Origin of the sequence: Vibrio kyushuensis (assembly GCF_050337325.1) — a bacterium.
Taxonomy (GTDB): domain Bacteria; phylum Pseudomonadota; class Gammaproteobacteria; order Enterobacterales; family Vibrionaceae; genus Vibrio; species Vibrio kyushuensis.
This window is the reverse complement of sequence record NZ_JAKJSV010000010.1, coordinates 20537-32363: the sequence shown is the minus strand read 5'-3', so window position 1 is coordinate 32363 and position 11827 is coordinate 20537. Positions and strand designations below refer to the sequence as shown.

Genomic DNA, 11827 nt, shown 5'->3' with positions numbered 1-11827 from the left:
AATAAATAGCCTTGACGTAGAGTGAACATATAATGAAAAAAAATAAAATTGTAACCACTGAGGATATCCTTCTCAAACTGTGCCAATCAGTAACTGGCGTATTAACCTCAGCGACTGACTCAAAAATCTCTTACTCAGCAATGGTTCAAAAGATCAATAAGACGAGCTTAAAGCCAGACTTCGGCTGCTTTGTTCTTTTTGATGGTGGTTTCTCAGGATTGGTAGTTATCAACTTTACGGCTAAAGCTGCATTAGAGGTTTATACCAATTACATGCGTAACATGGGTATGCCTGAAGAAGAACTGGCCGTTCTACACACTTCTGATGAAGTGGGTGATGTACTTGGTGAATTAATGAATCAACTTGTTGGTGATTTCACCAGTAAAATCCGCAAAGAGCTGCAAACCAACATCACTCAAAATCAACCTAAGATGCTCGCCTTAAACAAACAGGTGATCTTATCGGTTGATACAAACCTAGATCGCCCTCAAGCACGACGAGTGAGTTTTTCTACCGCAGAAAACAACATCTTCTATCTAGAGCTCGCAATGGATAAAACTGAGTTTATTCAGTTAGAAGAATTTGAAGTAGCTGAAGACGAGAGCCCTGATTCAATTCTTGAAGCAACTCAGAACAATATGAAAAGCAAAAAAGAGAAGCCAGCAGATAACAACGGCGATGTTGCTAACGATTTGTTAGATGAGCTCGGTATCTAAACACAACATCATATCCCGTAGCTAGCTTACATACTCAACAAGTAGCAACCCCTTACTTTACTCAAGCTTTTGCTCTTGATTTAAGTAAGGGGTTTTATTTTTCCACATAAAGAACCCGCTCTTGGAAATTTCTTATTGGTATTCTTATCAGAGATATTCAGTTTTTGGTCATAAAAAGGTAATATGGCTGACTTTGTAAAAATCGCCTCGACCTTATTAAATATCGATGAATAAACAAAAAGCTTTAAAGAAAATAGCTAAGTGCTTAGAACTTGGTAACTCAGCAAACGTAAACGAAGCCGCTAACGCCATCAAAATGGCACATAGCTTGATGCTTAAGTATGGACTTGATAAAGACGACATCGAATTTATCAAAATGGGTAAGACACAATCATCTCATCTGTTACCTGCAAACATTAGCTCTACACTGTTACGAGTGATTCGAGGAATCAATACTAAGTTTGGCGTCGAAGCGGTTCTGCTCAATCACAAGGGCCTTAAAAGGGTTGAGTTTATTGGCGAAGCCGACAGGGCAATCTTTGCCGCTTTTGCCTTTGACATTATTTACCGCGAGATGAATGAACACACAGGTCAGTTTCGTAATAGCTTCTCTGGCAGTGGCACAGCTTCAGCAGAGGTGACTCGCCGCGTGAACTCGTTTGTTTCTGGTTGGGTGGAAGGTGCGTTAGAGAAACTACCCATTATTACGCCTGATGATGAGTCGAACAACAAGATCAATAACTACATCGATAAAGAGTTCGAGAATATTGATCGCGAGACATTTAAACAACAGCTGAAAGAAGCTATGAAAAACCTAACTGCTGATTATGAAGTTGGGCTAAAGAAAGGTCGTAAGCTCTCTGTAAATCGACCTATTGATGGTGCCCAAGCACCAAAAAAATTGAGATAAGCACAATCGCGTTAGTTAGCTGATATGAAAGCGATCTACTAACCCTAAGGGCTTTCATATCAGAGTGACTTCATCGTTTTATACTGCTTGTGGTTAATCTCAACTAACCTTATAGGATTAAGGCACTTTCCATCAGTACCGACTCTTTAATTAGCAAAGGAAATGCATATCTTGAAGTCGCTGTTCTCAACGTTATTATTGCTGCCAGTACTGCTGCTACCAATTACTTGCTTCAGTAACACAATTTCAGATCTCACACCTTTAGCTGAGCAAAATAATGTTTCCGCTCAATTTGATTTAGCGAACACGTACGCTAATTCTTCGGCTGAAGAAGACCTCAATCAAGCATTTTACTGGTATCAACAAGCTGCAAATCAAAACCATATTCAATCTCAATTTTCGTTAGCAACGCATTACCTCAAAGGAATAGGAACAGAACCTGACCTTAACCAAGCTTTGTATTGGCTCACCAAACTTGCTGTTGAAGGCAATATCGACGCTCAAATAGCATTAGCCACAATCTATGAGAAACACCCAGAAAAACCAAAGAACCTCGACATGGCCGAACTTTGGTATCTTGTCGCGCAGCCCAATAGTGAAAAGGCAGAATCAGGTTATAGCCGAGTATTGGAAGCTAAATTCAATCAACGCAAGGCACAACAAGTCTCATCCCTGGATCAACTAGATGTTGCTTTTGAAATGAGTGATGTAACTGTTGAGTCAACTTCTACATCACCAAAGCCTAGCGATCAAACTTATTCCAACCCTCTTATTGTTATCGGCATCATTATTATTGCCGTTCTAATTTCAATCACGGTTAAACGACGTAAACGTAAAAAGCTGAGCACAGACCTTAACCAAAAACAGATCCTAAAGGAAACTACACAAAATCAAGCACTAATAATTAAACAGCAGAAGCGACAACTGGAAACTATGTTTCATCAGGTTAAAAAGTTACAGCAATCAAATCAAAGAGCACCAGATGCAGATAAACTGACCATCGCATGTGCCATTTTCGGTTTTAAAGCAACAAAACTTCCAGATCAAAAACAGATTAAAGTTCGCTATAAACAATTATCTAAGTTGTATCATCCCGACTTAAGTGGGAGTGATGAAGAGATGAAAAGACTTAACAGTGCGCTAAAGATAATCATTACTCACACTAAAAAACCAACCAACGTTAACTAATTGTTACATTTCGTCAATATTTGTAAAACCCCCGCACATCGCCATAAATAAGCTGCGCAAGCGATTCCCCTCTCACACAAGTAACAAAACTTTAACTTCAAAGGGGGAAATATGTCATAATGCTTTTGGAAAATAGATGGCGAACTCAAACAAGAGGGAGAAAATAATGTTCAGCTCAGAAGGTACTTGTGACTGGTGTAAAAAACCTAGCGTACTCACTCAACTTAACTACATTGACGGTAAGTCTAACAACTCATGCAAAGACTGCTACGATCTTGCAGCACTGGATGTCCGCCAATTTAATATTGCTGAACAACGGCAGCTAGAGCGACAAAGCGTTCACTGCTGACAGCTACCACCATTTTCTGACTAACAAAAGCCACTTAAAGTGGCTTTTTCGCTTTCTACTGTTACTAAACCCCATTCGTTGCATAAAAAACACACTCCCAATCTAATCGAAATCACACTTTGTTCATTAAAACGTCAGTTTTAGCTTGATCCTTGGATAAAATAAAACTACTGTATAGGCATACAGTATGTATAAAAGGACAGGATAATGTTGCAGCAACAGACTAATCAATACTCAAAATTCAATACCCTTGCCCAACCAACAAGAGCAATGATTATTGACGATTCAATCATGTATCGCCTATCTGGTTTATCCAATAGCCAACAATGGATTCTTTTTACCGCAGAATGTCCTCGTCCTAACCTTGAGCAGTTCTCTTCATCAAAAGTGAGCTGTAATAAAATTATTCATATGAAACCGTCGCAATCGATGACTGAGTTAGAAACCGTTACCAAGGCTATAAAATCAGGTAACGCGAGTGCAGTCGTCGCCTCTAATAGCATTGATCATATTAACCAAGCCCTATTACAATCTTTAGCATCACACCATGACTGTGAAGTATTTTTCGTTGAAGGCAGAGGCCAAAAGTACCATTAACAAGTTCGACGTCTTTTCACACTCTTTCGCCTCACACGTTGAGGCTTTTTTCTTTTTCCTCAAATATATTCAAGCCAGAACAAGCAATAGGCAAACGTTTGCTTTTTAAGTGATGAGCTTGAAAAGTTCTGGTATGATGCATTCCATATTCACTGTCTAGGTCGCGTCTTTTAACGTACTTAGGCACATTCTCAATGTGACGTTTAATAAAATAGGAATGTCTAATGAGCCTTGCTGATCAAGTCTTAGCCGTCAATGACGATTTACCAATTCGCACTAACAAACCTGTTCACAGCGGTAAAGTCCGCTCTGTTTACTGGTTAACTGAAGAAGACAGTCAACGTCTTATTCAAGAAAAAGGTTATGATGTCGCTCCCGACGCGCCTTTAGCGATTATGGTAATCAGTGACCGTATTTCTGCGTTTGATTGTATTTGGCATGCTGAAGGTGGCCTTAAAGGAGTACCTGGAAAAGGTGCTGCACTGAATGCGATATCTAACCATTGGTTCGATCTGTTTAAGAAAAATAACCTTGCTGACAGCCATATTCTTGATATTCCACATCCGTTTGTTTGGATTGTTCAAAAAGCAAAACCAGTCATGATAGAGGCTATATGCCGCAACTATATCACTGGCTCTATGTGGCGAGCGTATGAGAAAGGCGAACGTGAATTTTGTGGTATTGAGCTTCCAGAAGGGCTTGAGAAAGATAAGGTTCTTCCTGAGCTTCTAATTACTCCGTCAACCAAAGGGATTCTTAAAGGTATCCCTGGTGTTCCTGAAGCCGATGATGTCAATATCTCACGTAAGAATATCGAAGATAGCTATGCTGCTTTCAATTTCTCTGGCTCAGATGACATTACAAAATACGAGACTCTGCTAAAGGAAGGTTTTTCTGTAATTAGTAAAGCTTTGGCTGAAGTAGACCAAACTTTTGTCGATACTAAGTTTGAGTTTGGCTATGTGAATGACGCTGCGGGTAATGAAAAACTTATTTATATGGATGAAGTTGGCACGCCTGACTCTTCTCGCATTTGGGACACCAAAGAGTATCAAGCGGGTAATATTGTTGAGAATTCGAAAGAAGGCTTCCGCCAGTTTCTTTTAAACCATTTCCCAGATCCAGACATCCTTCTTAACAAAGAACGCATGCCAGAAAGAGAAGCCCTAGCGCGCAACAATGCCTTACCAAATGACGCATTGATGGATATTTCTAAAACATACATTAGCATTGCCGAAAAGATTACGGGTAAACCTTTACACCTAAGCGCTAACCCTAAGCAAGAGATCATCGACGTACTTCGTGAACAATATGGCTTGATTGACTAAGGTCTACTTAATTAGAAGTTATCTATTTATCTCAACATCGAGCTAAAATAGCAATTGATAAAAAAGCGCCCGTTATTGCAACGGGCGCTTTTATTTTTGGTGGACACCACTTCCTATAAGAAATGGGCTCCAACTAACTTATACTTTAAATCGACCAATTTCAGTTTGCAGCTCATCAGAAAGTTGTGACAGCTCTGAAGCTTGCACTGCTGCTTGTTGTGCTTCAGATGACAATTCATTGGAAACATCACGAATCCCAATGGTGTTTCGAGAAATATCGGAAGTAACCGTTGCTTGCTCTTCTGCAGCTGATGCAATCTGAGTGGCCATATCATTAATCAATTTAACCGACTGTTGGATCTGATCAAGGCTAACTGCCGCAAGATTAGCATCTTCAACGCTCGTCATCGCAAGATCACGACTATGATTCATGATACTTACCGCTTTCGTGGTTGTTTGCTGCAGTGTATCAATCATAGTTTGAATTTCAGTGGTTGAGGCATGTGTACGCTGACTCAATACACGAACTTCATCAGCAACAACGGCAAAACCACGGCCTTGCTCACCAGCACGTGCAGCTTCAATCGCTGCATTCAACGCCAGTAGATTCGTTTGCTCTGCAACACCTTGGATGGTGGCAATGATGGAATGGATACTGTTTGCGTGAAGCTCCAATTCTTGCATGATATCGGTAGCAGCTTGTACTTCAGATTCCAAACTGTTGATCGATTTGTGTGTTTGCGTAACGCGTGAGCTACCGTGCAAACATGCCGTTACGGCCTGCTCTGATTGCTGAGCAGTATGTTCAGCATTACCAGCAACTTCCTGCGTAGCTGCGCCCATCTGATCAATAGCAGTAGCCACCATGTTGATGTCATCTTGCTGCGAGACAATACGTTGGCTTCTTGTTTGTGACTGTGACAGTGTCGATTTTGCTTGATTAGCTAAAGATGAAGACACTTCTTCTAACCTAACAACGACTTGATGAGTATTTGCTACAAAAGTATTGAAGTCTTTTGCGATTTTACCTACTTCATCATCGTATCTTGGCGTAATTCGTTGGGTTAAATCAGCCTCTCCACTTGCAATATTTTCCATCGCATCAGAAACACGGCCAAGATCTTTAAATAGGAAATTCACCAATAGAGAAACGGCAACCGCGACAAAGCAGACAACAACAAACGCAGTGCCAATAAGGCTCATCAACAATGACTTACTTGATGCTGCTTCTGTTTCGTAATCCATGGCAATACCAAATATCCAGCTAGTACCTTGAACTGGATAGAAATAGAGTAGTTTTTCTTTTCCATCGACGAATATGCGTTCTACTTGGTTTTGTCTAATTGCAGTTTCAATCGATGACATAGAAAGATTGTTAGATAAACGGGAGAGCGGTTGAAGAGTTAGGCTTTGATCAGGGTGAACTAAGAATGTGCCATCAATTGATTCGATAAGCATTGCGTACGCATTTTGGCCTACATCCAGGTTGATTAAATCCGTCACTAGCTGATCAATAAGAACATCTGCACCAACAACACCTTTTAATGTCGAGCCCTGATAAATAGGCTCCGCAATAGTAACGAGCAATTCGTTAGTGATCGCATCTTGATAAGCCGTCGTCACGATTTGCTTGTTAGCAACTAATGCGTCTTTATACCAAGGTCGTTCTCTTGGGTCGTACCCTGCTCTATTTCGTTCAGGGTGAGAACGAAGCATCTCGCCTTTTACCGTTCCAAAAAAGATATCATCAAATCCACCAGAAACACGAGCCTGCTTCAAAAACGGTACAACATCAGGTTGATTGATGTTGTCGTTAAACGCAGTTGCTATGTTCTTACGAATCTCAACCCACTCAGAAATACCTTCAGAGGCAGTTGAAGAGATACTTTCAGAGCGGGAATATATGTTGGTACTTGTTTCATCTAAAAGTTTAATTCCAGATAAAGAGGTAAGGATTATCGCCATTAAAACAACGGCGGATACACTGCAGGCTGTTAGTTTATGTTTTAGGTTAAGTTTCATATCTTTTCAACTCAGCGAAATAAAGCGAGATAGTACAGATTACTTGCGGTAGATGCACTAAGTAAGATCAATAATGTTATCTCTGTTAAGTAGTTATTAGTTATTGATAGTTATATTTAATTTACTTAATTTGTGATCACTCATTCTTGCTTAAATTATAAACAACCGTTTTAGTGGGAACAGACAAAAAAGCGCAGATCAGCAAAATAATGTACTATATAAAAAACGACAAAACGGAATCATACAATGGAAGCAGAACTACTTGAAATTCAAAACTTTCTATCCCAACGCCCTCCATTTGATGACTTACCACAAGAAGTATTAGAACACGTCACGAAACATGTAGAAATTTCTTACTATCGACAAGATACGCCTATCATCCACTTTGGCGATAACATCCATGACTTATACATTGTTCGAAGCGGGATAGTCGAAGTTTTCCGACGTAAAGGTGAGCTATATAATCGACTAGACGAAGGAGCTTTGTTTGGCCAGATGGGGCTTTTAACTAATAACAAAGTAAAGTTCCCCGCAAAGGCGATTGAAGACACATTGCTCTACTGCCTCCCCGAGGCCATTTTCCAAGAACTGTACGATAACCATGACTCGTTCGCTGATTTTGTGGAAGTAGAAGACAATGCTCGTTTAAGACAAACCGTTTCCAACACTGAAGATGAGAATGATTTAACAACATGTAAGGTGCGTTCGCTTCTTACCCGCGATGTGCTATTTATTGCTGGAACAGAAACGATACAACAAGCCGCAATAAAAATGGCTGAAGAGCATATCTCTTCACTGCTTATTATTGACCAAAACAAACTCGACGATGATGAAAATGACGATAGCCCTGTCCTAGGTATAATCACTGATAGAGACTTATGTACACGGGTGCTAGCAGAGGGGCGCGATCCTAATGAAGAGGTCGCTAATGTAATGACAACTGAAGTCATATCCCTAGATCATAACGCGTATGTCTATGAAGCGATGCTAACCATGCTTCGTTACAACGTTCACCATCTACCAGTGCTAAAAGATCGCCAACCTATCGGCATCATCGGTGTTACTGATATCGTTCGCTACGAGTCGCAAAACTCCCTACTCCTAGTGAGCAGCATTTTCCAGCAACATACCATTGATGAGCTGGTTCAAATATCGGAGCAAGTAAAAGACAGCTTCGTACGGTTAGTCAACGAAGATGCAAACTCTCATATGGTCGGCACGGCAATGTCGGTAATTGGGAGGAGCTTCAAGCAACGTATTATTGAACTAGCAGAACAGGAATTAGGCCCAGCCCCAATTCAATATTGTTTCCTTGCACTCGGCTCTATGGGCAGAGATGAACAACTTATCGTTACCGATCAAGACAATGCAATCATCCTAGACGATAGCTATGTTCCGGAAAAACATAATGCATACTTTGAAAAGTTTTCAAACTTCATTTGTGATGGCTTAGCTAAGTGCGGCTATACCTATTGTACCGGCGATATTATGGCAACAAACCCAGAATGGCGTATGACACGCAGGGAATGGGAGGATTGCTTCTCTGACTGGATAGATAACCCGAACCCTAAAGCACTATTAAATTCCTCCATATTTTTCGATCTTGATGGGGTTTATGGTCGCTTGAAGTGGGCGGAGCAACTAAATAGCTTTATTATCCGCCGCGCCAAAAAGAACAATCGCTTCCTAGCTTGCCTTGCTCGAAATGCATTAAACCGAACGCCACCACTTGGGTTCTTCCAAGACTTTGTTATGGAAAAAGATGGGCGTCATAACAATTCAATTAATTTGAAACGTCGTGGGACCGCCCCATTGGCAGACCTTATCCGTGTACATTCTCTTGCCGTTGGCTCTCGCTCGAGAAATTCCTTTGAACGATTGGATGACATTATTGATGCGGGTATCTTGCCAAAAGGAAGAGCTCAGGATCTGCGTGATGCAATGGAGTTCATTTCAATGGTCCGTATTCGACATCAAGCTATTGATGTAGAAAATGAGATTGAACCGGATAACAATATTGAACCTGAAAATCTTTCTGATTTTGAGCGACGAAATTTGAAAGATGCCTTCCAAATATTGAGTAACGCGCAAAACTTCTTGAAGTTCCGTTACCAAGCTAACAATAGCTTCAAGTAAGGGAGGAAGCATGAATCACTTTACTCGCAAGCCAACCATTGATTGGACACTAAAGCTAAAAAAGCATTTGGCATTAGCAAAACACCCAGTGCTTCAGCGCTTCTACGAGCAGCCTATTCCAGACCAAAACACACCGATTAACGAAGTGGAGTTTTTGGCTGTTGATTTTGAAACTACCGGGCTGGACTCAAAAAAAGATGACATTATCACCGTCGGATTAGTGCCATTCACACTCAATCGAATCTATCTCAATAGAGCTAAACACTGGACCGTAAGGCCTAGAAAACAGTTGAACGATGATTCAATTGTTATCCATGGTATTACTCATAGCGATATCGCTGATGCGCCCGATTTAACTGAAGTTATCGAAGAGATACTCGACAGTATTTCAGGGAATATTCTTGTTGTTCACTATAACCGTATAGAACGAGAGTTTTTAGATAAAGCGCTTCGAGCAAGGTTTAATGAAGGTATCCAATTTCCAGTCGTCGACACGATGCAGATAGAAAGTAATATTCAAAAGCTTTGGGCTGGAGGCTTCTGGAATATGATGAAAGGAATGAAACCTCAGTCAGTAAGGCTTGGGCAAAGCCGTATCCGTTACGGATTACCGCCCTACACGCCTCACCATGCATTAACAGATGCAATAGCGACAGCAGAACTTTTACAAGCACAAATAGCCTACCACTATAACCCAAATCAGCCCGTTAGAGATTTTTGGTTATAATTGCTGTTGGTTATAATTGCTTCTGATTACAATAAACTTTGGTTATAGGTACTTTTAATTACCGATGTTTTTAAGGTCCTGATACAAGCAGTTAACTCAGCCTCAAAGGTAGTACGTACCCTCGAAATGCTCTCTTAAAAAGCACGCATAAAAAAACTCTAGCATGGCTGCTAGAGTTTTTTCTATTTGGTGATATTGGGGTTTATTCCAATGTCACCTTATCAATTCGTATTAGCGCTCAAAACGCTCAGTACGCATACCCATCAGCAAGCTAACACACATCATTAACAAGATAACGGTGAATGGCAATGCCGTTGAAATGGCCCCGGCTTGAAGCGCTTGTACGGCTTCTGTACCACCGATCCACAATAGAGCTACAGCAATCGCACCTTCCATAAATGCCCAGAATACACGTTGTAAAACTGGTGCATCAACTTTACCACCAGCAGTAATACTATCGATTACCAACGAACCTGAATCTGATGAAGTAATGAAGAACACAAGAACAAGCAACACAGCTACAACAGATAACAAAGAACCAAGTGGTAACAGGTCAAACATCTGGAACATCGCTAAAGATACATCGGTTAGACCTTCTGTACCCAGTGCGCCAACACCATTCTTAACTTGGTCAATCGCCATGCCACCAAACGTAGACATCCAAAGAACTGTGAATGCTGTTGGTACAAGAAGAACAGCTGTAAGGAATTCACGAACAGTACGACCTCTTGATACACGAGCAATAAACATACCTACAAATGGAGACCAAGATACCCACCAAGCCCAGTAGAATACAGTCCAACCTTGGAACCATGCTTCATCTTCACGCCCATGAGGGTTACTCAGTGGAATGATATTTTCAACGTAAGCAGATATTGTCGTTGGTATAGAACCAAGTGTCACCGCGTAGCCTATTAAGCAGACAGCGACGACCAGTACAACAGCTATTAGCATGTTGATATTACTGATGACCTTAACACCACCATCAATACCGCGAACCACTGAAACAACAGCCAGCAAAGTAACAATTGTGATAACGATGATTTGAAGCGTTAACCCAGCATCTACGCCAAATACATGGTGAATACCACTCGCAGCTTGTTGTGCACCTAAGCCTAATGACGTCGCCAAACCAAATAGTGTCGCCAATACCGCTAAGATATCAACAATATGTCCAGCCCAACCCCAAGCTCTATCACCTAAGATAGGGTAAAAAATTGAACGGATAGAAAGCGGCAAGCCCTTATTGTAAGCAAAGAATGCTAAAGACAGTGCAACAACGCTGTAAATCGCCCATGGGTGTAAACCCCAGTGATACATGGTTGCGCCTAAAGCAAGTCGCGCTGCTTCAGGTGTATTCGCCGCAACATTCAATGGCGTTTCATACCAGCCAGTGAAATAGGCAACTGGCTCTGCAACACTCCAGAACATCAAGCCAATACCCATACCCGCTGCGAATAACATCGAGAACCAAGATATTAGTGAGTAATCGGCAGTCGCGTCTTGACCACCAAGGCGAATTTTACCGAATGGAGAAACAATCAGCGCTAAGCAAAATAGAACAAAGATGTTACCTGACCAGATGAATAGCCAATCAAATGCACCAATAATTTTCCACTTAACACCATCTAAAGCAGCTTTTGCGGTTGCAGCATCAGCAAATAAAACGGCAATTAAAAACAGTGCAATCAATCCTGCACTGATACCAAATACAGGGTTATGTACATCGAACCCCCACTTTTGAACATTATCTTGTCCAACGGTGTAGTCAGTACTATCAATACTGTACTTATCAATCCCTTTAGTCATTATTCCTCTCTTAAGCTTGACTCTTAGCCGTTAAAATACGACCAG

The 11827-nt window shown here is 41.0% G+C and carries 10 protein-coding genes; 8 read left to right on the top strand and 2 right to left on the bottom strand.

Annotated elements, in window-relative coordinates; all coding sequences use genetic code 11:
• Nucleotides 1-32: 32 nt before the first annotated feature.
• The 6 genes from L4D20_RS19910 to L4D20_RS19885 all read left to right on the top strand — a co-directional run bounded on the left by L4D20_RS19910 (nucleotide 33) and on the right by L4D20_RS19885 (nucleotide 5088).
• Nucleotides 33-716, top strand: coding sequence for a DUF3334 family protein (locus tag L4D20_RS19910; RefSeq protein WP_428803340.1), 684 nt, complete (start codon nucleotides 33-35; stop codon nucleotides 714-716).
• A gap of 226 nt (nucleotides 717-942) precedes the next feature.
• Nucleotides 943-1626: a DUF2786 domain-containing protein gene (locus L4D20_RS19905; RefSeq protein ID WP_428803339.1), complete on the top strand. Its 684-nt coding sequence runs from the start codon at nucleotides 943-945 to the stop codon at nucleotides 1624-1626.
• Between the two features lie 162 nt (nucleotides 1627-1788).
• On the top strand, nucleotides 1789-2814 hold the full coding sequence (locus L4D20_RS19900) for a J domain-containing protein (protein WP_428803338.1): 1026 nt from the start codon (nucleotides 1789-1791) through the stop codon (nucleotides 2812-2814).
• 166 nt (nucleotides 2815-2980) lie between these two features.
• Nucleotides 2981-3163 (top strand): hypothetical protein, encoded by a 183-nt coding sequence (locus L4D20_RS19895; RefSeq protein ID WP_428803337.1) that lies wholly within the window; start codon nucleotides 2981-2983, stop codon nucleotides 3161-3163.
• A 207-nt stretch (nucleotides 3164-3370) separates the two neighbouring features.
• Nucleotides 3371-3760 carry a hypothetical protein gene (locus tag L4D20_RS19890; protein WP_428803336.1) on the top strand — a complete coding sequence of 130 codons (390 nt, stop codon included), beginning with the start codon at nucleotides 3371-3373 and terminating at the stop codon, nucleotides 3758-3760.
• 224 nt (nucleotides 3761-3984) lie between these two features.
• A complete protein-coding gene (locus L4D20_RS19885; RefSeq protein ID WP_428803335.1) occupies nucleotides 3985-5088 on the top strand; it encodes a phosphoribosylaminoimidazolesuccinocarboxamide synthase in 1104 nt (367 codons plus the stop codon).
• Between the two features lie 138 nt (nucleotides 5089-5226).
• On the opposite strand, the gene L4D20_RS19880 is transcribed toward L4D20_RS19885, so the two are convergent.
• Complete coding sequence (locus L4D20_RS19880) at nucleotides 5227-7110, bottom strand: methyl-accepting chemotaxis protein (RefSeq protein ID WP_428803334.1); 1884 nt, start codon at nucleotides 7108-7110, stop codon at nucleotides 5227-5229.
• Between the two features lie 246 nt (nucleotides 7111-7356).
• On the opposite strand from L4D20_RS19880, the gene L4D20_RS19875 reads away from it, so the two are divergent.
• Together L4D20_RS19875 and L4D20_RS19870 are read left to right on the top strand one after the other, a co-directional pair.
• On the top strand, nucleotides 7357-9246 hold the full coding sequence (locus L4D20_RS19875) for a DUF294 nucleotidyltransferase-like domain-containing protein (protein WP_428803333.1): 1890 nt from the start codon (nucleotides 7357-7359) through the stop codon (nucleotides 9244-9246).
• 10 nt (nucleotides 9247-9256) lie between these two features.
• Nucleotides 9257-9973, top strand: a complete 717-nt coding sequence (locus L4D20_RS19870; protein ID WP_428803332.1) for a 3'-5' exonuclease — start codon at nucleotides 9257-9259, stop codon at nucleotides 9971-9973.
• Between the two features lie 231 nt (nucleotides 9974-10204).
• Here the strand turns inward: L4D20_RS19870 and L4D20_RS19865 are convergent, their stop codons facing one another.
• On the bottom strand, nucleotides 10205-11782 hold the full coding sequence (locus tag L4D20_RS19865; RefSeq protein ID WP_428803331.1) for a BCCT family transporter: 1578 nt from the start codon (nucleotides 11780-11782) through the stop codon (nucleotides 10205-10207).
• Between the last annotated feature and the right edge of the window lie 45 nt (nucleotides 11783-11827).